This is a genomic window from Pseudomonas sp. AN-1 (genome assembly GCF_034057115.1).
Taxonomy (GTDB): domain Bacteria; phylum Pseudomonadota; class Gammaproteobacteria; order Pseudomonadales; family Pseudomonadaceae; genus Geopseudomonas.
The window spans coordinates 735,559-759,712 of record NZ_CP139195.1; the positions used below are offsets into that span (position 1 = coordinate 735,559).

General features: G+C 69.7%; 21 protein-coding genes and 2 riboswitches. Of the genes, 5 read left to right on the forward strand and 16 right to left on the reverse strand.

The features are described from left to right. Positions 1–40: 40 nt before the first annotated feature. The 8 genes from SK095_RS03280 to SK095_RS03315 all read right to left on the reverse strand — a co-directional run bounded on the left by SK095_RS03280 (position 41) and on the right by SK095_RS03315 (position 9,606). Positions 41–889, reverse strand: a complete 849-nt coding sequence (locus tag SK095_RS03280) for an SDR family oxidoreductase (protein ID WP_320547844.1) — start codon at positions 887–889, stop codon at positions 41–43. Between the two features lie 195 nt (positions 890–1,084). Continuing rightward, positions 1,085–1,852, reverse strand: coding sequence for an SDR family oxidoreductase (locus SK095_RS03285; RefSeq protein WP_320547845.1), 768 nt, complete (start codon positions 1,850–1,852; stop codon positions 1,085–1,087). A gap of 91 nt (positions 1,853–1,943) precedes the next feature. After that, entirely contained in the window at positions 1,944–3,137 is a 1,194-nt protein-coding gene (locus tag SK095_RS03290; protein WP_236574740.1) for a helix-turn-helix transcriptional regulator, read from the reverse strand. A gap of 245 nt (positions 3,138–3,382) precedes the next feature. Further along, positions 3,383–5,809, reverse strand: coding sequence for an efflux RND transporter permease subunit (locus tag SK095_RS03295; protein WP_320547846.1), 2,427 nt, complete (start codon positions 5,807–5,809; stop codon positions 3,383–3,385). 10 nt (positions 5,810–5,819) lie between these two features. Then, positions 5,820–6,794, reverse strand: coding sequence for a WD40/YVTN/BNR-like repeat-containing protein (locus tag SK095_RS03300; protein WP_320547847.1), 975 nt, complete (start codon positions 6,792–6,794; stop codon positions 5,820–5,822). 329 nt (positions 6,795–7,123) lie between these two features. Further along, positions 7,124–8,338 carry an acetyl-CoA C-acyltransferase gene (locus SK095_RS03305; RefSeq protein WP_320547848.1) on the reverse strand — a complete coding sequence of 405 codons (1,215 nt, stop codon included), beginning with the start codon at positions 8,336–8,338 and terminating at the stop codon, positions 7,124–7,126. Between the two features lie 13 nt (positions 8,339–8,351). Then, positions 8,352–8,810, reverse strand: a complete 459-nt coding sequence (locus tag SK095_RS03310; RefSeq protein WP_201486866.1) for a MaoC family dehydratase — start codon at positions 8,808–8,810, stop codon at positions 8,352–8,354. 10 nt (positions 8,811–8,820) lie between these two features. Then, entirely contained in the window at positions 8,821–9,606 is a 786-nt protein-coding gene (locus tag SK095_RS03315; protein ID WP_201486865.1) for an SDR family oxidoreductase, read from the reverse strand. A 237-nt stretch (positions 9,607–9,843) separates the two neighbouring features. On the opposite strand from SK095_RS03315, the gene bchE reads away from it, so the two are divergent. Continuing rightward, positions 9,844–11,370: a magnesium-protoporphyrin IX monomethyl ester anaerobic oxidative cyclase gene (gene bchE, locus SK095_RS03320; RefSeq protein ID WP_320547849.1), complete on the forward strand. Its 1,527-nt coding sequence runs from the start codon at positions 9,844–9,846 to the stop codon at positions 11,368–11,370. Between the two features lie 63 nt (positions 11,371–11,433). On the opposite strand, the gene cobJ is transcribed toward bchE, so the two are convergent. The 4 genes from cobJ to cobG are packed head-to-tail and all read right to left on the reverse strand — an operon-like array spanning position 11,434 to position 15,825. Then, positions 11,434–13,116 carry a precorrin-3B C(17)-methyltransferase gene (cobJ, locus tag SK095_RS03325; RefSeq protein WP_320547850.1) on the reverse strand — a complete coding sequence of 561 codons (1,683 nt, stop codon included), beginning with the start codon at positions 13,114–13,116 and terminating at the stop codon, positions 11,434–11,436. Beyond that, positions 13,116–13,859: a precorrin-2 C(20)-methyltransferase gene (locus SK095_RS03330; protein ID WP_414153871.1), complete on the reverse strand. Its 744-nt coding sequence runs from the start codon at positions 13,857–13,859 to the stop codon at positions 13,116–13,118. Before SK095_RS03330 ends, cobJ begins: the two co-directional genes overlap by 1 nt. After that, a complete protein-coding gene (locus tag SK095_RS03335; protein WP_320547852.1) occupies positions 13,859–14,485 on the reverse strand; it encodes a precorrin-8X methylmutase in 627 nt (208 codons plus the stop codon). The genes SK095_RS03330 and SK095_RS03335 overlap by 1 nt, the downstream gene beginning before the upstream one ends. Then, positions 14,482–15,825, reverse strand: a complete 1,344-nt coding sequence (cobG, locus tag SK095_RS03340; protein WP_320547853.1) for a precorrin-3B synthase — start codon at positions 15,823–15,825, stop codon at positions 14,482–14,484. Before cobG ends, SK095_RS03335 begins: the two co-directional genes overlap by 4 nt. A gap of 119 nt (positions 15,826–15,944) precedes the next feature. Then, positions 15,945–16,131: riboswitch (cobalamin riboswitch) on the reverse strand. Between the two features lie 106 nt (positions 16,132–16,237). Here cobG and cbiE point away from each other — a divergent pair. The 3 genes from cbiE to SK095_RS03355 are packed head-to-tail and all read left to right on the forward strand — an operon-like array spanning position 16,238 to position 19,282. Continuing rightward, entirely contained in the window at positions 16,238–17,458 is a 1,221-nt protein-coding gene (gene cbiE, locus SK095_RS03345) for a precorrin-6y C5,15-methyltransferase (decarboxylating) subunit CbiE (RefSeq protein ID WP_320547854.1), read from the forward strand. Further along, entirely contained in the window at positions 17,451–18,551 is a 1,101-nt protein-coding gene (locus SK095_RS03350) for a cobalt-precorrin-5B (C(1))-methyltransferase (protein WP_320547855.1), read from the forward strand. Before cbiE ends, SK095_RS03350 begins: the two co-directional genes overlap by 8 nt. After that, positions 18,545–19,282, forward strand: a complete 738-nt coding sequence (locus SK095_RS03355; RefSeq protein ID WP_414153878.1) for a cobalt-precorrin-6A reductase — start codon at positions 18,545–18,547, stop codon at positions 19,280–19,282. Before SK095_RS03350 ends, SK095_RS03355 begins: the two co-directional genes overlap by 7 nt. 201 nt (positions 19,283–19,483) lie before the next feature. Here the strand turns inward: SK095_RS03355 and SK095_RS03360 are convergent, their stop codons facing one another. The 3 genes from SK095_RS03360 to SK095_RS03370 all read right to left on the reverse strand — a co-directional run bounded on the left by SK095_RS03360 (position 19,484) and on the right by SK095_RS03370 (position 22,280). After that, positions 19,484–20,434, reverse strand: a complete 951-nt coding sequence (locus SK095_RS03360) for a hypothetical protein (RefSeq protein ID WP_320547857.1) — start codon at positions 20,432–20,434, stop codon at positions 19,484–19,486. Positions 20,435–20,685: 251 nt separating this feature from the next. Further along, on the reverse strand, positions 20,686–20,973 hold the full coding sequence (locus SK095_RS03365; protein ID WP_320547858.1) for a helix-turn-helix transcriptional regulator: 288 nt from the start codon (positions 20,971–20,973) through the stop codon (positions 20,686–20,688). Then, positions 20,970–22,280, reverse strand: a complete 1,311-nt coding sequence (locus SK095_RS03370; RefSeq protein WP_320548863.1) for a type II toxin-antitoxin system HipA family toxin — start codon at positions 22,278–22,280, stop codon at positions 20,970–20,972. The genes SK095_RS03365 and SK095_RS03370 overlap by 4 nt, the downstream gene beginning before the upstream one ends. Before the next feature lie 394 nt (positions 22,281–22,674). Here SK095_RS03370 and SK095_RS03375 point away from each other — a divergent pair, with 394 nt between their 5' ends. Beyond that, positions 22,675–23,139, forward strand: a complete 465-nt coding sequence (locus tag SK095_RS03375; RefSeq protein WP_320547859.1) for a hypothetical protein — start codon at positions 22,675–22,677, stop codon at positions 23,137–23,139. A gap of 129 nt (positions 23,140–23,268) precedes the next feature. On the opposite strand, the gene SK095_RS03380 is transcribed toward SK095_RS03375, so the two are convergent. Further along, on the reverse strand, positions 23,269–23,919 hold the full coding sequence (locus SK095_RS03380) for an energy-coupling factor ABC transporter permease (protein ID WP_320547860.1): 651 nt from the start codon (positions 23,917–23,919) through the stop codon (positions 23,269–23,271). Positions 23,920–23,974: 55 nt separating this feature from the next. Then, a riboswitch (cobalamin riboswitch) is annotated at positions 23,975–24,147 on the reverse strand. Between the last annotated feature and the right edge of the window lie 7 nt (positions 24,148–24,154).

Below are 24,154 nucleotides of genomic sequence, written 5' to 3' on the forward strand. Positions count from 1 at the left end.
GCGGCGCGCTCATCATCCGCTTGGACTAGAAAGTGCGATTTCAGGCGCCGACCGGCACCCGCCAGTCGGCGACTATGCCCTGCTCCAGGGCGAACGGCTGGGCGGCGATGGTGCGCTTCTGGAACTGCCCCGCCTCGGCGGCGGTGGCCAGCCAGAGCATGACCTGCGCCGGCACCTCGGGCGGCGCCATGCCGCCGCGCAGGGCGATCACGCCCTTGTCGCCGATGGTGGCCATCAGCGCCTCGGTGGTGACCACGCCAGGGTTGATGGTGAAGGCGCGGATGCCGCGCTCGCCCAGCTCGGTGTTCAGCACCCCGGACAGGCGCGACACCGTGGCCTTGCCGGCGCCGTAGGCATAGCCCCAGCCGCCACGCCCGGCCGCCACCGGCGGATCGCTCTCGCCGGCGCCGGAGGTGACGTTGATGATCACCCCGTCGCCGCGTTCGAGCATCTGCGGCAGTACCGCGCGGGTGGCGAGGAACGGCGCCAGCAGGTAGCCCTGGTAGACGCGCAGCAGGGTCTCGGCCTCCAGCTCGAGGAACGGCAGGTTGAGGTCGCTGCCCTGGTAGATGGCGTTGTTGACCAGCACATCGATGCGCCCGAAGCGCTCGAGCACCGCCGCGCAGGCGGCGCACACCGACTCCGCGTCGAGCAGGTCCATGCGCACCACGAAGGCCTCGCGGCCCGACTCGCGGATGGCCGCGGCGGTCGCGGCCAGGCTGCCGGGCAGCGGCGTGCCGTCCGGATTACGCAGTGCGTGCTGGTGGCTCTCGCCCTCCTCCAGCGTGCGCGCGCTGATCGCCACGTCGAAGCCGGCGCGGGCGAAGGCCAGCGCCGTCGCCCGGCCGATGCCCCGGCTGGCGCCGGTGATGAATGCCACCTTGTTCATTGCAGACTCCTTGAATTGAATCCCCGAATCGAATCCTCTGTAGGGGCGAATTCATTCGCCCGACGCGGCCACGTTGGCGAATGAATTCGCCCCTACAGCTCAAGTCTTGGTGCCGGGCACCCCAGGGGTCATCGTCAATACGGACCAGAAACGACGAGGCCACCCGCAGGTGGCCTCGTCGTTACCGATGAAAAGTCAGAACTTCGTCGGGCGCACCATCGCATCCATGCCGCCATCGACGAACACCACGCTGCCGTGCACGAAGCTCGCCTGCGGCGACTGCAGGAAGGCCACCAGCGCAGCGATCTCCGCCGGCTGGCCGGCGCGGCCCAGCGGGGCGACGAAGTCGCGCACCGCCTGACCGAAGCGCGGATCGTCCTTGGAGGACTGCAGCAGCGGGGTCTCCACCGCGCCGGGCGCCACCACGTTGAGGCGCAGGCCACGGCCGCCCCACTCCACCGCCTTCTGCCGGGCGTAGCGGGTCACCGCGTACTTGGAGCTGGCGTAGGCAACGTGCGCCTGGTTCAGCTCGTTGGCCAGGGCGAGTGCGCGCGCCTCGTCACCGGCCAGCATGGCCTCGGTCATCGGCTGGCTGTCGGCGCCCGGCTGGGTCGCGGCCACCGAGCCGATCACCAGCGCCGCACCCTGCTCGCCGCGGGCCAGCGCAGCGGCCAGGCCCTCGAGCAGCGCGGTGACGCCGAAGTGGTTGACCGCGACGATCAGGCCGGAGGACGGCGCGGTGACGCCGAGGCCGGCGCAGCACACCAGGCCGTCGAGCACGCCGTCGCAGCGGGCGAGCACGTCCTCGACCGCCGCCTGGCGGCCTTCGGCGGTGGACAGATCGGCGATCACCTCGGCATTGGCACGGTCGATGCCGATGATCTGGTGACCGGCGGCGCGCAGGGCGGCGCACACGGCGGCGCCGATGCCCGACGCGGAACCGCTGACAGCTGTGACTGGCATGGAAACTCTCCTTGATGACTGGCCTTGATGGCTGGGTTTACCCCACTCTAGGGGCGGCGCGGCGCGCGTCGAATCGTCCGAGCGGACGATATCAGCCGGCGCGCAGTCGCTGCGCCTGGCCGTCGGTCTGGCCGACTGCCATCACGCTGTTGAGCATGATGCGCACCAGCTCGGTCTGCCGGCGCACGCCGGTCTTGGAGAAGATCGCGCGCAGATGGGCGCGCGCGGTGTTGCGGCGGATGTTCAGCGCCTCGGCGGCCTCCTCCAGCGACAGGCCGTTGGCCAGCTCGAGGCACAGCGCGGTCTCCGCCGGGGTGAGGTTGAACAGCTGCTTGGCCACCGTGGTGCTGGTCAGCGACTTGCCGACCGCATCGCGGATGTACACCACCACCGCCGGCTGGCCCTTGCTTTCCGCCCACTCCAGCGAGGGTACCGACTCCACCACCACCACCAGGCTGACCTGGCCGGACGGCCGGGCGATCGACACCGCCTCGGCGATCGCCGGACTCTCCTTGCCCTGGCGGGCGAAGGCATTGCGCACCAGGCGCTGCAGCTCGCGATTGTCGCTGGGATAGGAGGCCTCCAGGCGACCGCCGACCACCTTGAGGCCGTCGGCGCCGGCGAGGATCTCCTGGGCGATGGCGTTCTGCTGCAGCACGCGGCCGCTCTCGTCGAGGACGATGGTCGCCACCGACAGGCGGCTGATCGCCTGGGAGTAGAGCGTGCCCATCGACTGGCTGCGGTCCAGCTGGTTGTGCATGTTGAGGGCGCGGCGCAGGTGCGGCAGGATCAGCTCGCACAGGGCGCGGTCGCGCGCCGAGAACTTCGGCGCGGACTCGGGGCGGGTGATGCGGAAGCGCAGCTTGCCGGAATCCGGGGTGGCGATGTCCACGCCCATCACGTGGTAGACGCCCTTCGGCCCGCACCAGTGCTGGTAGTAGGAGGACTCGCGCCAGTCCTTCTCGCTCATCAGGTCGTCGACGGTGAACACCTTGTCGACCGGCTGGTTGATGAACGGGGTGCTGGAGTGCGGGTAGGTCAGGTAGGTGACCTTGCCCTCGCCCTCGACGTTGCCGGCGACGATCATCAGGCCGGCGTCCGACTGGTCGGGGACGCGCAGGATCAGGGTCACGTAGTTGGCGGCGAACAGGTCGCGCAGCTGCTCCATGGGGATGTGCCACAGGCGGCTGTCCAGCGCCGCATCGTACAGGGCCGCGACCAGACGGTCGTATTCGGCCAGATCCAGGCCCGCCAGGGCATGGAGGTCTGCAGTAGTCTTTTCCACCCTATCACCTCTTGGCGGAGACGGCTCATGGGCCGGCTCCTTATTGTTCTTGTCGATCAGGTTACCCCGGGCATCCTCCGGGCCGGCGGCGGGAGCCCCCAGCCCGGTGCGCCTCCTGCGCCGGCACTGTCGCCGCCGAAGCGGCGGGCGCCTTCGTCATTTTCCTGTCGTCAGGATACTGCCATAGCCGGGAGGCTGTTCAAGAGCCGCGAGCTTGAGGCCTCCCGGACTTCTGTTTCCGGCTGTTACACGCAGGCCGTCGCCTCCTTCGCCCCGGCTTGCGAGCGGCGCTGGCTGGCGTCGGCGGTGGCTGCGCCCTCGCGCGCCCGCACCAGCGGCCGCCCCTCGTTGAACCAGGCGGCCAGGGCCGGCAGCAGGAAGATCGCGCCGAACACGTTGACCAGGAACATGAAGGCCAGCAGCACGCCCATGTCGGCCTGGAACTTCAGCGGAGCGAAGGCCCAGGTGCACACGCCGATGGACATGGTCAGCGCGGTGAACACCGCCGCCGTGCCGCGCTGGCGCATCGCCTCGTAGAAGGCGTGGCGCAGGTCGCGGCCCTCCTCCATCTCGTGCTGGATGCGCTCATAGAGGTAGATACCATAATCGACGCCGACCCCGACCCCCAGTGCGACCACCGGCAGGGTGGCGACCTTGAGGCCGATGCCGAGCAGCGCCATCAGCGCGTTGCAGAGGATGGCCACGATGGCCAGCGGCACCAGGATGCACAGCACCGCGCGCAGCGAGCGGAAGGTCAGCCAGCAGAACAGCGCCACCGAGCCGAACAGCGCGGCCAGCATCAGCACCTCGGCGCGGTCCACCGCCTCGTTGGAGGCCGCCATGATGCCGGCGTTGCCGCCGGCCAGGCGGAAGCTGACACCCGGGGTGACGTCGGCGGCGATGATGCGCTTGAGCTCCTTGACCACGTGGGCGACGGTCGCCCCCTCGTGATCGGTGAGGAACACCAGGATCTGCATCTGCTGGCAGCCGTCGGTGACCATGCCCAGCTCCGACGAGTAGGCGCGCGAGCCCTGCTGCAGGCCGCGCTCGGAGTTGGGGATCGCCGACCAGCGCGGGTTGCCCTCGTTGTTGCCGGCGATCACCACCTTGCCGGTGCCGGTGACGCTGGACACCGACTGCACGCCGGCGACGTGGCGCACGGCGAAGTCGAAGCGGTCCACCGCGCGCATCACCGTCGGGGCCAGGCAGGCCTCGGGGTAGTCCTTGACCTCGACGAACACGGTCAGCACGTCGAGACCGATGGCGTAGCTGCCGACGATCCGCGCGTTGTCGCGGTTGTAGCGCGAGTCGCTGCGCAGCTCCGGCGCGCCGGCGCCGATGTCGCCGGTCTGCAGGTCGCGGGCCTTGAGGGTGCCGACGGTAAGCAGGATGAGACTGGTGCCGAACACCAGCAGCGCCGGGCCGGGCTTGGCCAGGCTGGAAAGCCCCCACCACAGCGGGTGCTTGCGGCCTTCCAGCGGCTTGTTGCTGGGCTGCGCCGAGCGTTCCAGACGCAGGTGGGAGATGATGATCGGCAGCATCATCTTGTTGGTGACGATCATCAGCAGCACGCCGAGGCAGGCGGTCACGCCCAGCTCGTGGACGATGGGGATGTCGATCAGCATGATCACCGCGAAGCCCACGGCGTTCATCAGCAGGGCCAGCGAGCCGGGGATGAAGATCTTGCAGAAGGCCGCATGGGCCGCGTCCTGCGCACTGGCGCCGGCCAGCACGTCCTGCTTCCAGGCGTTGGTCATCTGCACCGCGTGGGACACGCCGATGGAGAAGATCAGGAACGGCACCAGGATCGACATTGGGTCGATGCCCAGGCCCAGCAGCGGCAGCAGGCCGAGCAGCCAGACCACCGGCAGCAGCGCCACCACCAGCGCCACCACGGTCAGCTTGAGCGAGCGCGAGTAGCCCCACAGCAGCGCCGCGGTGATCAGGAAGGCCACCACGAAGAAGCCCATCACCGCGCCGAGGCCCTCGACCACGTCGCCGACGAGCTTGGCGAAGCCGACCACGTTGATCTCGATCTGCTCATTGTTGTACTTGCTGCGGATTTCCTCGAGGCGCTTGGCCACCTCGACGTAGTCGACCTTCTCGCCGGTCTTCGGATCGACGTCCTGCAGGTCGGCGCGCACCATCGCCGCCTTCAGGTCGGTGGCCACCAGGCGGCCGATCTGTCCGGAGCGCGCGGTGTTGCTGCGCACCTGCTCGAGATCCTCGAGGGTGCCGGCGAAGCGCGGCGGCACCACCACGTCGCCGAAGAAGCCGTCCTCGGTCACCTCGACGTACTGCACGTTGGGGGTGAACAGCGAGGTCACGCTGGAGCGGCTGACCCCGGAGGTGAAGAACACGTCGTCGGTGACCTTGCGCAGGGTATCGAGGAACACCGGGTTGTAGATGTCGCCCTCGCCCTTCCAGCGCACGCTGACCAGGAAGCGGTTGGCGCCGGTGAACACCTTGCTGTATTCGAGGAAGTTCACCATGTACTCGTGGCGCAGCGGGATCAGCTTGTTGAAGCCGGGGTCCAGCCGCGTCTGCAGGGCGCTGGCGCCCAGGCCGACGGTGATGGCGATGAACAGCGCCATCAGCGCGCGGCGGCGGGCCATCAGCAGGTCGGCACAGGCCTCGACCCAGCGATCCACCCGGGAGGTTTGTCCTTTCATCACGTCACCCTCAGTCCTGCGCGGCGGTGATGCCGCCGCGGAAACTCTTGAACACGCCCTGCTCGCCGCCGACCACCAGCACACGCTCGTCCAGCGCCGCTACCGAGGTCAGGGTGCCGAGGCTCTTCAGGCGCAGGCTGTCGACCAGCTTGCCCTGGCCGTCGAAGCGGCTGACCACGCCGCCGGCGCCGACCACCAGCACGCCGGTCTGCCCGGGCAGCCGCGCATGACCGTAGAGCGGCGCGGTATGGCCGAGCGGGACCTGGGTCCAGTTCTGGCCGAAGTCGTCGCTGACGAACACATGGCCGCGCATGCCGTAGGCCAGCCAGCGCTGCGCCGACAGGCGCACCACGCCGAACAGCGAGCCCTTGTAGAAGGCCGGCAGGGCTTCCCAGTTCTCGCCGCCGTCGGCCGAGCGCAGCACCGTGCCCTGCTCGCCGACCAGCATCAGCTGGCCGTCGGCGCCGCCGTCCATGCCGTTGAGGTGATAGCCGTCCACCGGCAGCTCGCAGGCCTGCCAGCTCTGCCCGGCGTCGCGGGACACGAAGAACTTGCCGTAGCTGCCATAGGCCATCACGGTGTTCCCGGCGCCAGCCCAGACGCCGAGCAGCGGCTCGGCCAGCTCGTTGTCGATGCGGCTCTCCTGCCAGTGCTTGCCGCCGTCCGCGGAGCGCAGGATCCAGCCGTCATGGCCGACCGCCACCAGGCGCTCGGCCGACAGCCGCGCCACGCCGGTCAGCGAACTGCCGCGGCGCTGGTCGATGGCGGCCTGCTGCCAGCTGTCGCCGAGGTCGTCGCTGGTGAGGACGATGCCCTGCTCGCCGACCGCGACCACCCGGCGGCCGTCGACGGTCATGTCGTTGATCAGCAGGCGGTCGGTGCGCAGCTCGGTGGCCGGCAGGGGTGGCGGGGTACGGTGCGAGAAGGCGTACGCGGTGGTTGCCGCGACCACGGCCGAGACGGCGTAGGCGATCAACTGGCGCATGGCGACCTCCGCAGGCGATTGAGTGCTTTCATGCTGTCTTTCCCTTGTTCTTGTTGTGGGCGAGCGCGACGCGGCGGTCGCTCGACGCAGGCGTTGATACGGCTCGATGGTCCGCAAGACAGAGCTGCGCCGGCATCGTCCATAAGGAGTACGCCGGCGCAGAGAGGGAAGATGGGCGGGAGGGGATGGGGGCTATCGCATGAACGTGAGAGCGGCTTGCCAGTCCTTCCGAGGACGGGCAAGCCGCTGTAGGGGCGAATTCATTCGCCAAAATGCCCAGCAAAGGCGAATGAATTCGCCCCTACATTGCCCTGGGCAACGGGCGGAACTCAGGCGATCTCGAACAGCCCGGCAGCACCCATGCCGCCGCCGATGCACATGGCCACCACCACGTAGCGCACGCCGCGGCGACGGCCTTCCAGCAGGGCGTGGCCGACCATGCGCGCTCCGGACATGCCGAACGGGTGGCCGATGGCGATGGCGCCGCCGTTGACGTTGAGGCGGTCGTTGGGGATGCCCAGCACGTTGCGGCAGTGGATCACCTGGCAGGCGAAGGCCTCGTTGATCTCCCACAGGCCGATGTCGGCCACGGTGAGGCCGAAGCGGTTGAGCAGCTTGGGCACGGCGAACACCGGGCCGATGCCCATCTCCTCCGGCGCGCAACCGGCCACGGCGATGCCGCGGTACACGCCGAGCGGCGCCATGCCGCGGCGCGCCGCCTCGGCGCGGCTCATCAGCAGGGTCGCCGCGGCGCCGTCGGAGAACTGCGAGGCGTTGCCGGCGGTGATGAACTCGCCCTGCGGCACCCACTTGCCGTCCTTCCACACCGGCTTGAGCGCGGCGAGATCCTCCAGCCTGGTCGACGGGCGGTTGCACTCGTCGCGGTCAGCGAGCACCTCCTCGTGGCCGGTCGGGTTGCCCTCCTTGTCGAAGCACAGCTTGCGCGCGGCAAGCGGCACGATCTCGTCGGCGAACAGCCCGGCGGCCTGCGCCGCGGCGGTGCGCTGCTGGCTCTGCAGGGAATACTCGTCCTGGGCGGCGCGCGAGATGCCGTAGCGGCGCGAGACGATCTCGGCGGTCTCCAGCATCGGGATGTAGGCCGCCGGCACCACTTCCTGCACCGCCAGCGACTGTGCGCGATAGCTGTTCTTGTGCTTGGTCTGGGTCAGCGACAGCGACTCGACGCCGCCGGCCACCGCCACGCCCAGCTCGCCGGTCATGATGCCCTTGGCGGCGACGCCGATGGTCATCAGGCCGGAGGCGCACATGCGGTCCAGCGCCATGCCCGGCACCGTGTCCGGCAGGCCGCCGGTGTAGGCGCACAGGCGGCCGATGTTGTAGGCCTGGGTGCCCTGCTGCACCGCCGCGCCCATGATCACGTCCTCCACCGCGCCCGGCTCGATGCCGGCGCGCTCGACCACCGCGCGCACCACGTGGCCGCCGAGCACCGGCGCCTCGGTATCGTTGAAGGAGCCGCGGAAGGACTTGGTCAGCGCGGTGCGCGCGGTGGATACGATCACCGCATCGTTCGGATTGGCTTGCATGGGAATCTCTCGCTCAGTTGAAGGTGTAGCGGCTGATGGTGTCGACCACGCAGCCCGGGCGCTCGCCGCCCTCGATCTCGACGCTGACCCGCACGGTGGCCTGCACCGCCGCGCCGACCTGCTCGACGCGCACCACCTCGCCGCGCCCGCGGATGCGCGCGCCGACCTTGACCGGCGCCGGGAAGCGCACGCGGTCGCAGCCGTAGTTGACGCCCATGCGCAGGTTGTCGACCTGGATCAGCTGCGGCAGGAACAGGTTGACCAGCGACAGGGTCAGGTAGCCGTGGGCGATGCAGCCGCCGAACGGGCCGCTGGCGGCGCGCACCGGATCGACGTGGATCCACTGGTGGTCGCCGGTGGCCTCGGCGAACAGGTTGACCCGCGCCTGGTCGATCTCGATCCAGTCGGTGGCACCCAGATCCTGGCCCTCGGCGGCGAGCAGCTGTTCGGCGCTGGAATAGATGGTGGTCATGGCGCGCACCTCAGGCCTGCTGGGAGCTGACCGACAGCACTTCGCCGGTCATGTAGGAGGCGTAGTCGCTGGCCAGGAAGACCATCACGTTGGCCACTTCCCAGACCTCGGCGGCGCGGCCGAAGGCCTCGCGGCTGGCCAGCTGGGCGAGCAGCTCCTCGCTGGAAGCCTTCTTGAGGAAGTCGTGCAGGGCGATGGACGGCGACACCGCGTTGATGCGCACGCCGAACTCAGCGGCTTCCAGTGCGCTGCAGCGGGTCAGCGCCATCACCCCGGCCTTGGCCGCGGCGTAGTGGGCCTGCTCCTTCTGCGCGCGCCAGCCGAGCACCGAGGCGTTGTTGACGATCACCCCGCGGCCGCGGCCCTGCATGTGCGGCAGCATGGCGCGGGTCATGCGGAAGGTGCCGGTCAGGGTGATGTCGAGCACCCGCGACCACTCCTCGTCGCTCATCTCGGTGACGCGCTTCTGGCCGCCGAGCCCGGCGTTGTTGATCAGCACGTCGACGCCGCCCAGGCAGTCCTCGGCGGCGGCGATCAGCGCCTGCACTTCTTCTTCCACGGCGACGTTGCACAGCTGGCCGTAGACGGCTTCGAGGCCGGTCTCGGCCTTGAGGCGCTCGACCGCCTCTTCCAGGCGGCGCGGGTGGATGTCGGAGATCATCAGCGCCCGGCAGCCCTCCTCCGCGCAGCGCTTGGCGGCGGCGAAACCGATGCCGGCGCCGGCGGCGGCGGTGATCAGGACGGACTTGCCGGCCAGCAGCTGGTGGCCGGGAACGTAGGGGGGAGCTTGTCGCATGGCAGAAACCTCGTTGGTAAAGGGTCTGCCACAGGTATACGGGGCGCTCGGGGGTGCTACATCGTCAAAACGGACGGGGCAGAGGGGCGCGCGCCGTCAAAGCTGCCAAGAGGCGCACCCTCCTCCGCTAGCCGGATGGCGTAACCTGCCCACCTCGCCACCGGGCCATCCCCGGCGGCAGAGCAGCCAGACTTCATCGCCAGGGGACAAGGAATGCCCACACCGCCCAGGATCGTCTTGATCAACCCGCCCCACACTGCCATCGGCAGCCGTATCCCCGACGAGCACCTGCCGCCACTCGGCCTGCTCAGCGTGGGCGGCCCCTTGCTGGATGCCGGGTTCGCGGTGTCGCTGCTGGATGCCGACCGCGAGAACCTGCCGCTGCCGGCGATCACCGGGCAGGTGCGTCAGCTGCGGCCGACGGTGGCGATGCTCGGCCATTCCGGGTCGAGTTCGGCGCACGCCACCGTGGTCGAGCTGTGCCAGCTGCTCAAGCAGGCGCTGCCGGACCTGACCATCGTCTACGGCGGGGTACACCCCACCTATCACTGGCAGGAAATCCTCCGCGACTGCCCGGCCATCGACTTCATCGTGCGCGGCGAGGGCGAGCAGACCGCCCTGTCCCTGCTCGAAGCGCTGCGCGACGGCGATCCGCTGGACGGCGTGAAGGGCATCGCCTTCCGCCACCAGGGCCGGGTGCTGGGCACGCCGCCGGCGCCGCCGTTGCGCGACCTGGACGCCTACCGGGTCGGCTGGGAGCTGATCGACCATGCCCGCTACTCCTACTGGGGCGGCAAGCGCGCCGTGGTGGTGCAGTTCTCGCGCGGCTGCCCCTACCCGTGCAGCTACTGCGGGCAGCGCGGCTTCTGGACGCGCTGGCGGCACCGCGACCCGGTGGCCTTCGCCCGCGAACTGGCGCGCCTGCACCGCGAGCACGGGGTGGAGCTGATCAACTTCGCCGACGAACTGCCCACCGGCTCGCGCAAGGCCTGGCGGACCTTCCTCGAGGCGCTGATCGCCGAAGACGTGCCGCTGCTGCTGGTCGGTTCGACCCGCGCCGGCGACATCGTGCGCGACGCCGACATCCTCCATCTGTACCGCCGGGCTGGCGTGATCCGCTTCCTGCTCGGCATCGAGAGCTACGACGAGGCCACGCTGGCGAACATCAACAAGCGGGCGGACGTCAGCGAGGACCGCCAGGCCATCCACCTGCTGCGCCAGCACGGCATCGTCTCCATGGCCACCTACGTGCTCGGTTTCGAGGAGGAAGGTGACCGCGACTACTGGCGGTCGTTCCGCCATCTGCTGCGCTACGATCCCGACCAGATCCAGCTGATCTACGCCACGCCGCATCGCTGGACACCCTTCTATGCCACGGTGGAGGAGCGCCAGGTCATCGAGACGGACACCCGGCGCTGGGACTACAAGCATCAGGTGCTGGCGGTGCGACGCGTCCCGGCCTGGCGGGTGTTCCTGTGGTTCAAGCTGATCGAGCTGGCCATGCAGTCCCGCCCCAGAGCGCTGGGACGCATCCTCCTGCACCGCGACGGCGACTTCCGCCACGCCATGCGCTGGTACAGCCGGATCGGCCGGCGGGTCTGGCTCCACGAGGTGGCGGAATTCCTGCGCCGCATCCCCGGGCTCAGGCCGGGACCGACCCTGCGCGAGTTCCTCGGCCCTTCGCTGGCGGAAACGGAATACGCGCATGACCGCGGCCAGCGGATCGCCACGGACAGGAAACATGCCGAGACGCTTGCGGAATGAAGTCTCGCCGGCAGCATCTGCCGTGGCGCACCGAACCGTCTCGAGCACTGCCGGGCCTCGACCTCAGCGATACCAGCGCGGCGTATACACCCAGTCGCCGCCGTCCGCGCGTGGGAAGCTGCGGGTAGTCGACGAGCCGATGATCACCAGGGTGCGCATGTCGACCAGCCCCGGGGTCAGCTCACCGAGGGTCAGGCTGGTCAGCTTCGCGCCGGGACGGCCGATGTCGCGGCCGAGCAGCACCCGGGTCTCGGCGGCGCGATGGCCTCTGACGATGTCCAGGGCGCGACCGAGCTGCCAGGGCCGGGCGCGGGAGATCGGGTTGTAGAAGGCCATCACCAGATCGGCGGCGCCGGCGTGCTCCAGACGCTGCTCGATCACGGCCCAGGGCTTGAGGTTGTCCGACAGCGACAGCAGGCAGAAGTCGTGGCCCAGCGGCGCGCCGGCCAGCGCGGCGGTGGCCAGGGCGGCGGAGACGCCGGGGAGGATTTCCAGCTCGACCGCATGCCAGAGCGGGTCAATGCTCTGCTCCAGCGCCTCCAGCACCGCCGCGGCCATGGCGAACACCCCCGGATCGCCGGAGGAAACCACCACCGCGCGGCGCCCGCTGGCCGCCAGCTCGAAGGCATGGCGGGCGCGCTGCAGCTCCTCGCGGTTGTCGCTGCAGTGGCGCACCTGCTCGGCGCGCAGCGGGCCGGCCATGTTCACGTAGGTCTCGTAGCCGAGGATGTCCTCGGCCTCGTCCAGGGCGCGGCGCACCGCCGGAACCATCAGCTCGGCGGCGCCGGGGCCGAGGCCGACCACGCTGAGCCGGCCGCGCGCCCGGCCCAGGCAGGCCATCTCGACCGGCTGCGCGGCGCGGCCGATGCACAGGCCGTCGCCGTCCAGCAGCTCCTCCAGCGGCAGCAGGCTGCGCAGCCAGTCGGCCGGCGTCTCGCCCGCGCCGCGCTCGGCGAAGCGCAGCGGCACGCCGAGATCGCGCGCCACCATGCCCAGCGCAGCGTCAGGCATCGCCTCCAGCGGCGCCAGCAGGCCGGCCAGCGCCGCCTCGGCCAGGCCGTGGGCGGCCAGCGCGGCGCGCACCTTGGTGGCCAGCTCGGCCTCGCCAGCGTAGACCGCCACCACCAGCGCGCGCGGGTGGATCAGCAGCTCGTCGGCGCTGGCGCCGCGCGCGCAGCTCACCCGGATGCGCCGCCCGGCGTCCTCGTCCAGCGGCAGGCGCGCCGCAGCCAGCCAGGGCGCCGCGCCCTCCACGCGCACCGTCTCGCCGCCGAGCAGGTCGGCGACGAAACGCTTGCCCTCCTCCACGTCGGCCAGCGCGTAGCCCTCCGGCGGGTTGAGCAGGCAGGTACCGAAGCGCAGCTCGCCTGCGGTGGTGATCGCCGCCTCGATGCCGAAGATCGCCGCGATATCGCGGGCGATATGGTTGACCCCGGCCAGCCCGCCGAGCAGCGGCACCACCGCGCTGGCGTCCTCGGCGACCGCCAGCACCGGCGGCTCCTGCTCCTTGTCGGCCAGCACCGGCGCCAGGCTGCGGATCACGATGCCGGCGGCGCACAGCGCGACGATCGGCGTGCCGCTCTGGTACAGCACGCGCAGGGTGGCGCCGAAGTCGGCGTAGGCGATGTCCGCCTCGACCCGACCCTGCAGGGCGTAGACCGGCGCCTGCGGGTAGCGGCGCTGGATGCGCCGCGCGGTGGGCAGGCTGGCGGCGCCGAGGATCACGATTGCGGGAGTCTTGTGCATCAGCCTTGCCACCTCGGGCCGGGAACCAGGATCAGGGAGAAGTACGGCGAGGCCATCGGGTCGACCTCGGCCAGCGGCAGGCTGCGCTGCTCGGCCATGGTCGCCCGCTCGATGTACAGGGCGCGCTCGGCCATGCCGAGGCGCTCCAGCACCCGGCGCACCTTGTCGAAGTTACGGCCGAGCTTCATCACCACCGCCGCCTCGGCGCCGGACAGGCGCTCGTGCAATTCCTCCTCGGACAGCACGCCGGACAGCACCAAAAGGCTCTGGTTGCGATACACCAGCGGCGCGCCGAGCGCGGCGGCGGCGCCGAGCATCGAGCAGACGCCGGGCACCACCTCGGTGTCGTAGCGCTCGGCCAGGCGGTCGTGCAGGTACATGTAGGAGCCGAAGAAGAACGCATCGCCCTCGCAGATCACCGCCACGTCGCGGCCGGCGTCCAGGTGCGCGGCGACCTGCGCGGCGGCGGTGTCGTAGAAGTCGGCGATCACCTCCTCGTAGGAGAGCGGCGGCGCCAGCTTCTCGGTGGTCACCGGATAGACCAGCGGCAGGCGCAGCTGGTCGTCGCGCAGGTATTCCTCGATCACCCCGAAGGCGTTGCCGCCCTGCCCCTTGCTGGCCTTGGCCTTGGCGACGAAATAGGCCACCACCGGCGCGCCGCGCAGCAGGCGCAGCGCCTTGACGGTGATCAGCTCGGCATCGCCCGGCCCGACGCTCAGGCCCAGCAGTCGTCCCTTGCCCATCATTCCACCTCCGTGGCCAGCGCGTTGACCGCCGCGGCGGCCATGGCGCTGCCGCCGCGCCGACCGCGGACGATCACGTAGGGCACGCCGTGGCTGCCTTCGGCGAGCAGGTCCTTGGACTCGGCGGCGCCGACGAAGCCCACCGGGAAACCGAGGATCAGCGCCGGTTTCGGCGCACCGGCGGCGAGCATCTCCAGCAGGTAGAACAGCGCGGTGGGCGCGTTGCCGATGACAACCACGCTGCCTTCCAGATGGTCGCGCCAGTGCTCCAGGGCCACCGCCGAGCGGGTGTTGCCGCGCGCGCGGGCCAGCGCGGGGATGTCCGGATCGTTGAGGGTACAGATCACCCGGTTGTCGGCCGGCAGGCGCGCGCGGGTGATGCCCTCGGCGACCATCCGCGCATCGCAGAGGATCGGTGCACCGGCCGCCAGCGCGGCGCGCCCGCTAGCGCCGGCGCCCGGCGAGAAGCGCAGCTCGTCGACCACGTCGACCATGCCGCAGGCGTGGATCACGCGCACCGCGAGCTTTTCCAGATCGGCGGGGATCGCCGCGAGATCGGCCTCGGCGCGGATGATGGCGAAGGAGTTGCGATAGATTTCCTGTCCATCGCGGATGTAGTCGATCATGGGGACTCCGGGGATGAGGGATGGGCGGCCAGCCGCGCGGCGGCCTGCTCGATGTTCAGATGTTCGGCCAGCACCGGGCCGTGGTCGCCGGCCAGCAACTGGTAGCGCGCCGGGGCCGTGGCCAGCAGGGTGAAGGCGGCGCCATGGGCGGCGGCGCAGCGCCGCGGGCAGCCGCTCAGGTGGATGTCCGCCGCGCCGGCCGCGGGCGGCAGCAAGGCGGCCAGGCGCCGGGCGTCGGCCTTGGTGTCGGCCAGCGCGCGGGCGCAGCCAGGCGAGCCGCTGCAGGCGATCAGCCGGGCCAGCGGCGCGGCCGGGTCAACCAGCAGGCCGAGGTCCGACAGGGCGCGCTGCGCTTCGGCGCCGCGCGCGGCGGGCACGTCGGGGAGCAGCACGCCCTGCCAGGGCGTCAGGTGCAGGCAGGGCGTGCCCAGTCGCTCGATCAGCGCCGCCAGCGCCTGCAACTGGCGGGCGTCGAGGCGGCCCAGCACGGTCTGCGCGCCGACCTGGCAGAGCCCGGCCTGGCGCTGTGCCTGCACGCCGAAGCGCCGCTGCGGTTCGGCCTGCGCGCGGCGCCAAGCGAGCAGCGCGACGTCGCGGCGCAGATCCAGCGCCGGATGGCGTGCGCGCAGCGCAGCGAGGACGGCCGGCGCCGGCAGATTCTGCAGCAGATGGCGCATGCGGGTCTGTTCGGCGCCAGCGCGGTCGAGGAACAGCGCCAGCAGCGCGAACACCAGCTCGCCGGCCTGCGCCGCCGGAATCGAGGCCAGCGCGGGTTCGTCCCCGGCGTGCTGCGGCGGGCAGCCGGCCAGGCCGAAGGCGTAGCGCGGCCCGTCCTCGCCCGGCAGGGCCGACAGCCACAGGTCGTGGGGATGGTCGAGCATCGCCAGCGCCTCGCCGCCGTCGAGCTGCACGGCGAACTTGGGCGACAGCGCGTGCCAGCGCGGCTCGCGCTCCAGCCGGGCGAGCAGCGCGGCGGCCAGCGGGCGGGTATCGAGCAGCGCTTGCGGATCGTGGCCGGCGGCGGGGCTGAGCATCAGGTTGCGCACGTCGTCGCCGCCGGCGCTGGCGGCGCCCAGCCCGGCGGCCAGCAGGCGCTCGATCAGCGCGTCCTCGCACCCGGCGCGCACGCCGCGGATCTGCAGGTTGGCGCGGTTGGTGACGTCCAGCACGCCGTCGGCGCAGTCGCCGGCCGCGGCGGCGATGGCCCGCGCCTGGCGGGCGCTGAGCCGCCCACCGGGCAGCTTGATGCGGCAGATGCCGCCGTCGCGGGCGGCGACGATGCGCAACAGGCCCGGACAGGCGGAAGGGCGCGGCACAGCCGCGCGAAGAGGATGCTTCACGAAAGGTCACCGGATTGTCCGTCGCGGCGACCCCTGCGATCCCGCCCACAGGCGAAACCCCGCGCCGGCCCGCAGGCCGGCGCGCTTGCAGCGTCGGTACACCCCGCCCGACGTTGGCACTCGCGACTCCTATCGCCGGCAGGTCTCCTGGCTGGCAGGTCGTCGCCCGGCGTCGCCTTCCCGGTTGCCCAGTGGCCTGTGACGCGGACTCGCTGCTGACAGTTGCGGGGGCAGCCACGGTCGGAGCGATGCTCTTCCGTGTTCCCTCTTCGGCCCTGAACGGGCACCGACGAACGCGCTATTATGCCCGGCTTTCGCCGCCATTGCCCTCACAGACCACCGTAGAGGCGAATTCATTCGCCAGGGCGCGGCATTCCGGCGGAGACATCCGCCCATCACACAAGGAACCCCGATGACGCCCTGGCTGACCGTAGTGGGCATCGGCGAAGACGGCTTCGCCGGCCTCGGTAAGAGCGCCCGCCGCGCCCTGCTCGGCGCTGCGCACATCGTCGGCGCCGAGCGCCAGCTGGCCCTGCTGCCGCGCTGCGTGAGCGCCGCGCGCGCGTGCTGGCCCAGCCCGTTCGACCTCGCGCCCGTGCTGGCCCGGCGCGGCACGCCGACCTGCGTGCTGGCCAGCGGCGACCCGATGTTCTACGGCGTCGGCGCCAGCCTGGCGCGCGCGCTGCCGGCCGGGGAGCTGCGCGTGCTGCCGGCGCCCTCCTCGGTGTCCCTGGCCGCCGCGCGCCTGGGCTGGGCGCTGCAGGACTGCACGGTGGTCTCGCTGGTAGCCCGCCCGCTGGCCGCGCTGAACCGCCACCTGCAGCCCGGCGCGCGCCTCTTGGTACTCAGCGAAGGCGCCGCCACCCCGGCCGAGGTCGCCGCACTGCTGCGCGAACGCGGCTTCGGCCCCAGCCGCCTCAGCCTGCTGGAACACCTCGGCGGCCCGCACGAACGGCGCCTCGACGGCCTCGCCGCCGACTGGAGCCTGCCGCCCGGCGCCGCCCTCAACCTGCTGGCCATCGACTGCCGGGCGGAAGCCGGCGCGCAGCCGCTGCCGCCCACCGTCGGCCTGCCCGACGAGGCCTACCGCCACGACGGCCAGCTGACCAAGCGCGACGTGCGCGCCGTCACCCTCGCCCGCCTCGCCCCGCTGCCCGGCGAGCTGCTGTGGGACGTCGGCGCCGGCTGCGGCTCGATCGGCATCGAGTGGCTGCGCGCCCATCCGCAGTGCCGCGCCCTCGCCGTCGAGGCCGACGCGGGCCGCCAGGCGCACATCCGCCACAACCGCGACGCCCTCGGCGTGCCGCACCTGCAGCTGGTCGCCGGCAGCGCGCCGCAGGCGCTAGCCGGCCTGCCGGCGCCGGACGCGGTGTTCATCGGCGGCGGCGTCACCGGCCCCGGCGTGCTGGAAGACTGCTGGGCGGCGCTCAAGCCGGGCGGGCGGCTGGTCGCCAACGCCGTCACCCTGCAAAGCGAGGCGCGGCTGATCGACTGGTACGCCCGCCACGGCGGCGAGCTGCTGCGCCTGCACATCGCCCACGCCCAGCCGCTGGGCAGCTTCGACACCTGGCGCCAGGCGCTGCCGATCACCCTGCTCTGCGTGCGCAAGCCCGTCGAGGCCGGCGATGCGTGAGGAAACCCCGGAACAGCCGCGCCCGCTACGCACCGGCCTGACCACCGGCAGCTGCGCCACCGCCACCAGCCTGGCCGCCGCGCGCCTGCTGCTGGGCGGCGACGCCTGCGACGCGGTGGAGATCGTCCTGCCCAAGGGCCAGCGGGTCAGCATGCGCCTGGAGTTCTGCCGGCCGTGCGCCGGCGGCGCCGAGGCCGGCACGCTCAAGGACGGCGGCGACGACCCGGACGCCACCCACGGCGCGCTGATCAGCGCCCGCGTGGCGCTCGATCCGCGTCCTGGCGTGCGCTTCCACGCCGGCCCCGGCGTCGGCACCGTCACCCGCCCCGGACTGGTGCTGGCGGTCGGCGAGCCGGCGATCAACCCGGTGCCGCGACAGATGATGACCGAGCACCTGAGCGCGCTGGCCGCCGAGCGCAGCTACGCCGGCGGCTTCGAGGTCACCGTCTGCGTGGCGAACGGCGCCGAAATCGCGCTGAAGACCATGAATCCACGGCTGGGCATCCTCGGCGGCATCTCAATCCTCGGCACCACCGGCATCGTCCGCCCGTTCTCCTGCTCGGCCTACATCGCCTCCATCCACCAGGCCATCGACGTGGCCCGCGCCAACGGCCTGCAGCATCTGGCCGCCTGCACCGGCAACGCCAGCGAGGACGCCATGCGCGACCACTACGGCCTCGACGACAGCGCGCTGATCGAGATGGGCGACTTCGCCGGCGCCGTGCTCAAGCACCTGCGCCGCGCCCCGGTGGCGCGCCTGACCCTGTGCGGCGGCTTCGGCAAGATCAGCAAGCTCGCCGCCGGCCACCTCGACCTGCACAGCCGCCGCTCCAGCATCGACCTGCCGCAACTGGCCGACTGGGCCGCCGAACTGGGTGCCGATTGCGCGCTGAAGGACGCCATGCGCGCCGCCAACACCAGCCAGCAGGCACTCGCCCTGGCCAGCGCCGCCGGCATCGCCCTGGGCGATGCGGTGTGCGCCCGCGCGCTGGCCTTCGCTCGCTCGATAGTCCCAGCGCAGGTACGCCTGGAAGTCTTCGCCATCGACCGCCAGGGCCGCTTCGTCGGCCGGGCGCTGGAGTCCGCATCGTGAACAAACGCATCCTGCTGCTCGGCGGCATCGGCGAGGCGCTGGCCATCGCCCGCCAGTTGCCGAGCGATGCCATCTACAGCCTCGCCGGCCTCGGCAAGGTGCCGGCCGACCTGCCCTGCCAGGTGCGCGTCGGCGGCTACGGCGGCGCCGAGGGGCTGGCGCGCTTCATCGCGGCCGAAGGCATCGGCCTGCTGATCGACGCCACCCACCCCTACGCCGCACAGATCAGCCGCAACGCCGCCCGTGCCACTCAACTCGCCGGCATCCCCTGCTGGGCACTGCGCCGCCCCGGCTGGCAGCCCGGCCCCGGCGACGACTGGCGCGAGGTGGCGGACTGGGCGGAGCTGATCGCTGCCCTCGCCCCCTTCCGCCGCCCGCTGTTCACCCTCGGCCGCGAACCGCTGGAGCACCTGGCTGAAATCCCTGCCCACCAGCACTGGACCGTGCGCTGCCTCACCGCCCAGCCGCCCGCACCGCGCGCCGAAATCCTCGGCGCCCGCGGCCCCTTCGCCCTCGGCGACGAACGTGCGTTGATGGCGCGCATCGACTGCGACGTGCTGATCAGCAAGAACAGCGGCAGCCAGGCCACCGAGCACAAGCTGCAGGCAGCACGCGAACGGGGGATTCCGGTGCTGGTGTTGAAGAGGCCGGAGTTACCGGGGGGGACGCGGGAGTTTGCCTGCGCCGAAGAGCTGCTGGCGGGATTGGTTGAGGATCGGTGGCGGGGCTGAACGATGTGCCATACCGCATAGGGTGGAAAACGACCGCAGGTCTTTTCCACCGTGTACTGCGGGGCATGGGCTGGTAGAAAACGCTGCGCGGTTTTCTACCCTACGCGCTCGAACTCCAGTGTTCAACGCAACAGCTTCAGCCATTCACTATGGCCACCATTGAGAATCGTTCTGTTGACCCTCAATGGACCGTGGCAGTGGTCAGGTAGCTTTGATGATGCCAGGCATCTCGCGGATTCCGGTGGCGTTGAAGAATGAAGCTCGTTTCATCGGCGCTACCAGATCGAACCTCACGAGGTGATGGTTGGCGACAGCAATGGTTGGCGAGCACATATAGACGCCCAGGTCACTTGAGTCCAATTCTACAATCAAGCCTGAGATATCTAATTCATAACATGATTTCAGAACTTTCAACTTGGTAGATGGGAATTTTATTTTGAATTTTTCGTTGTATTTTGGCTGAAAATATCGGATCAGAGCGGCTTCAATCATTCCGATTTTCTGCCTCTTTTCTGGCGGGGCTTGAATGGTCTTTAATATCCTTGACTCATTCTCATCGGTAGAGATTGCACCTTTCGCCCTGCCATCCATAGAAGAAACGACCTGAGCATGATCAAATTCATACATGAAGAGCATGATTTCTTGATCTGGGTGTTCGTATGGTGCGAGGGCGAGAATTTTCTGCAGCGTAGAATGGCTGGCTAGCCGATCGAGCGCCCGCCGACTACCATCACCGATTGCTTGGCCGACATATAGCACTTGAAAAGCATTCAGATCAGTTGAGGCTATATCGCTTTGTGAATACAACGTCGCTATTGCATTTGCCGGCATGTAGGTTACACCCTTACCCTCAGGATTCTGCGCGTGGACCTGAAGGTGTGGGTACGGACATACCAGCTGGGTGGCATCATCCTCCAGCTTCCATTTATAGTCATCGAACGGGAGTCGACGCTCTTCTCCCATGACCTTGTAAATCAAGACGCCAGAGAACTGGTCGTTTTCATGCTTGATTGATTCGGGATCAAATCTGACAGCGGGCCGAGCGGCAATGATGTAGATGTGGCAGTTTGAGAGGCGCTGATCTTGTTCAGTGCTCAGCTTCCCCCCGCCCATCAACTGGTCTGGTGTCACCATTGCGGTGAAGCTGTTCATGTATGAGATTGCGTATTCCGTAAGATATTTTCGCTTCACTGCTCATGATCCATGTGACTTTTGAGAATGTCAGGCATAAAACCTTCGCTCAAGCCTGATTATTCCATGATGGCATTATGATTTCGAATTTTCACTCACGCAGAGAGGGGATCGCAGAAATGGGGCAGGTTTATTTCCCACGATGTGACAGTCCGCTTCTGGCCGAGAGCGGCCGTCCGCTTGGGCCTATCGCATCAAGCGCGGAGCGCGGGTCAAAACCGCTCCATATCCCTCGGCCTCCCCACCACAACCCCCACCCGCATCCCGAACAGCCTGAACACGCTGTCCAGCGTCGCCACCGTGGGGTTGCCGGCATCCTGTTCGAGCTGGCGCAGGGTGCGCAGCGACAGCTTGCACATGCGCGCGAAGTCGGTCTGGTTCAGGCCGGTGACGCGCAGGCGCAGCTGGCGGATGGCACCGCCGAAGCTCAGGGTGCCGTCGGCCAGTTGCTGGCGGATGTCGTCGAGTACCGCGCCGCGGTCTTCCTGCGGTTTCTTCATAGCAGCCCCCAGCGGCGCAGGGTGGTTTCCAGGCGGTCGAGCGGGATGGTCGGTGCCTGCCAGGTCGCCTCGGGCAGGCCCAGTTCATGCAGCAGGTCCGGCAGGGCCAGCAGCTGGCGGGCGTCGGCGCGCAGGCGCTCGAACGAGACTTCGGGGTCGGCCCAGCGTGCCAGGGCGTGGCAGGCGGCGCGCCAGTCGGTGCCCTCCAGGCGTTCGATGCCGTCGGGCCAGCGGGTCGTGCGCACCACGCCTTCGGGGTCCATGGCCATCGGTGCCAGATCGTAGATCGGCGCCAGGTCGATGCGCCCGCGGCTGCGCAGGATGGAGAAGTTGCGCCCGTGATTGTCGGTGTTGCCGAGGATCTGGTTGAGCAGGTCGCGGCGCAGGTATTCGGCGACCAGGGCGGGAATCTCCGCGCCCTGACCGACGGCGTTCCAGGTGTGTGCCAGGCGGGCGACCACCTCGACGTGCTCCAGGCGGCTGCCCGGCCGTGTCACGCCGCACAGCGAGTAGGCGGATTCGACGGCGATGCGCTCGACCCCGTGCGGGCCGATCCGGCGGTCGAAGCGGCGCATCCACAGGCTGGGCTTTTCCGCCTCCTCGAAGGCCAGCCCTTCGGCGGCAATCGTCTCGATGCCCAGACGGTTGAGCGCATGGTAGTAGCAGTATTCGCTGCGCAGGATGTCCCGGTCGGTGGCCGTCGCGGCGTTGCGTGGGAACTTGACGAACCAGTGCCGGCGCACCTCGGCGTCGGGCAGGCTGGCATCCGGGTAGAGGTCGCCGGCGGCATCCTCGGCCAGCAGCAGCTTGGGCGCCTCGCCGCCCGCTCCCGTGGCGCCGCCGACGGCCGCGCCGCGCTCGTAGGCGTAATCGAGGAAGCGGATGTCGCGGCGGATCACTTCCTCGCGGGGGAAGCCGGTCGCTACGCAGGGGGCGGCGACGGACTCCTTGACCCGCAGGTTGCCAACCGGCGCCAGGGTGCAGCGCTGCAGCAGGAAGAACTCTTCCGGCGCATCGAGGGGCAGCGCCATCCGCGCCAGGATGAGCCGCCGCGCGGCGCCGGCGGGGATGATGTCGTGCAGGAAGGCCGGTGCGATGCCGCGGTAGTCGTCCCAGCCCAGGGGCAAGGCGGCGCTCACCGCCGGGGCTTTCGGCGTGCCCAGGTCGTCGAGGTGGGCGACCAGATAGTCGGCCTCGTAGCGGGCGCTGCAGCGGCTGCGCAACCCGTCGGCGGGCGCGTCGAAGCACAGCCGCATCGCATCGTGCCATTGACCGTCGAGATGGACCTGAAGGGTGAGGATTTCCATGTGATGGCTGGCGCCGCGCACCGTGTCTTTGGAGATGTGATGGATAGGCATCATAGTACCTATTCTGGCCATGCCCAAGGCACAAAAAGGCATTTAAATACCTATTTATGCCTTTGCGCAGCCCGGAATCGGCATTTTGATGCCCATCCAATGCCATTGCACTGAAATCCGGCCTGCCCGTTATATTGCGTCACGGACGGCTGGCTCCAGCCGGGGCTACCGGCAGGAAACCGTGGGCACGCCCCGTGCACTGCTGCACCGAACGCCTCGGCGGCTCGCTGTATAAGGCTCGGGCACTGCCGATGGGGTCGGTGCCGCGTCCCCGCTGATCGCGGGATCGCAGTCGGCACGGAAAACCGGGCCGGCCATTCACTCAGGGAGAGGGGGAAACAACTTGAAGGGGACCGTTGAAGCCGAGGCTGCGATCAGCCTCCCTGCCTGCTCGCGGAGCTGGTTCATCCAGGCGATTCTGACCGCGATCGTCTTCATGCCGGCCTGGAAGTGGTACGGCCTTTGGCCAGGTGTCGCGCTGGCCTTGCTGTTCAACCTGCCGCTCGTGCTCGGGCCCAGCAGGATCACTATCTATCCGCACGCCAGGCGACTGGTCTTTTCATACCCGGGGTTCGGCTCATTCAGGCGGCAAAAGACCGTCGATCTGGCCGGATTTTCGCGCGTTTACAGCCAGATCGACAGCTATGCCGCACGCTCCCTCCATCTGAGCGGCCCGCAGGGGGAACACCTGAAGCTGGCCAGCTTTGCGCAGAGCGTGAGGTCGGCAAACCGGCATATCGAGGAAGTGGCCGAGCTGCGGAAAAGGATCGCCAGTGCCCTGCACATCGCCGATGGCGGTGAGGCCTAGCCACCGCTGCCGCGGGCGATGCCGGCGGCGGAGCTGGTCGAGACGCTGGTGCGCGAGCCGGCGCGCCGCGCTAGCAAAAACGCCCGCCGACCGTCACCGGCCGCGGGCGTTCTTCAGTCCCGGCGGCGATCAGGCGACGCGCAGGTTGCCCACGCAGGTCAGCCGCTGCAGCACGGCGGAGTCCGGCCAGCGCTTGAGCAGGCGCACCACCAGGCATGTGAACAGCGGCTCGCAGAGCACCAGCGGCGCGTAGGCGGCGGCGAACAGCAGCCAGTTGTCCAGCGCCAGCGATTCCTCGCCGATGGCCAGCCAGAAGCCGACCATGGCCACCACGCCGCCGTAGTAGACGGCATCGAAGCGCACCACGGACTGCCAGTCCAGGCGGCGCGACTGGCTGTCGAACAGGCGGCGACCGAACAGGCCGTGAGCGGCGATCAGCGGCAGCATCAAGGACAGCGAGTTGACGCCCAGGTGCACCAGATCCTGCGGGTCGAACACCAGCCCCTGCAGCAGCAGGCCGAGGGCGAAGCCGAACAGGGTGGGCAGGAAGCCGAAGACGAAGTAGATCGCCGAGGCGCCGATGAAGTGCAGCTCGGAGACTCCGGCCGGGACGTGGTAGGCCTGCATGAACAGCGAGAAGAACACCGCCGCCAGCAGGGTCTTGGCGACCTGGTCGAGGCGGCCGATCCAGCGCGGGGCGTAGATCAGCAAGGTGGCGATGGCGGCCGCGTGGCCGTAGAGCACTTTGGCGGCGTTCAGCGCGCCGGGTTCGATATGCATCGGACTCCCTCCGAGGGATGCGTGGGTCGAGTGGCCGCTGAAGCGGCCGGTGGTGCCGGCAGGTCTCCTGGCTGGCGGGTCGTCGCCCCGGCGCGCCTTCCCGGTCCGCAGACCAGTGGCATCGTGCGCCGGGGCTCGCCGCTTACAGTTGCGGGGGCAGCACGGGAATCGCCCGCAAGCGGGCTCACCCGTTTCCCTGTTGTCTCCGCCGCGACGCGACGGAACCGGACTCGTG

Coding starts and splice junctions, on each gene's coding strand:
- SK095_RS03295 (WP_320547846.1), bottom strand. CDS start 5,809: ATGAAAGGACAAACCTCCCGGGTGGATCGCTGGGTCGAGGCCTGTGCC.
- SK095_RS03300 (WP_320547847.1), bottom strand. CDS start 6,794: ATGCGCCAGTTGATCGCCTACGCCGTCTCGGCCGTGGTCGCGGCAACC.
- SK095_RS03350 (WP_320547855.1), top strand. CDS start 17,451: ATGCGTGAGGAAACCCCGGAACAGCCGCGCCCGCTACGCACCGGCCTG.
- cbiE (WP_320547854.1), top strand. CDS start 16,238: ATGACGCCCTGGCTGACCGTAGTGGGCATCGGCGAAGACGGCTTCGCC.
- SK095_RS03365 (WP_320547858.1), bottom strand. CDS start 20,973: ATGAAGAAACCGCAGGAAGACCGCGGCGCGGTACTCGACGACATCCGC.
- SK095_RS03310 (WP_201486866.1), bottom strand. CDS start 8,810: ATGACCACCATCTATTCCAGCGCCGAACAGCTGCTCGCCGCCGAGGGC.
- SK095_RS03330 (WP_414153871.1), bottom strand. CDS start 13,859: ATGGGCAAGGGACGACTGCTGGGCCTGAGCGTCGGGCCGGGCGATGCC.
- SK095_RS03315 (WP_201486865.1), bottom strand. CDS start 9,606: ATGCGACAAGCTCCCCCCTACGTTCCCGGCCACCAGCTGCTGGCCGGC.
- SK095_RS03285 (WP_320547845.1), bottom strand. CDS start 1,852: ATGCCAGTCACAGCTGTCAGCGGTTCCGCGTCGGGCATCGGCGCCGCC.
- SK095_RS03305 (WP_320547848.1), bottom strand. CDS start 8,338: ATGCAAGCCAATCCGAACGATGCGGTGATCGTATCCACCGCGCGCACC.
- SK095_RS03360 (WP_320547857.1), bottom strand. CDS start 20,434: ATGAACAGCTTCACCGCAATGGTGACACCAGACCAGTTGATGGGCGGG.
- cobJ (WP_320547850.1), bottom strand. CDS start 13,116: ATGCACAAGACTCCCGCAATCGTGATCCTCGGCGCCGCCAGCCTGCCC.
- SK095_RS03335 (WP_320547852.1), bottom strand. CDS start 14,485: ATGATCGACTACATCCGCGATGGACAGGAAATCTATCGCAACTCCTTC.
- SK095_RS03380 (WP_320547860.1), bottom strand. CDS start 23,919: ATGCATATCGAACCCGGCGCGCTGAACGCCGCCAAAGTGCTCTACGGC.
- SK095_RS03280 (WP_320547844.1), bottom strand. CDS start 889: ATGAACAAGGTGGCATTCATCACCGGCGCCAGCCGGGGCATCGGCCGG.
- SK095_RS03370 (WP_320548863.1), bottom strand. CDS start 22,280: ATGGAAATCCTCACCCTTCAGGTCCATCTCGACGGTCAATGGCACGAT.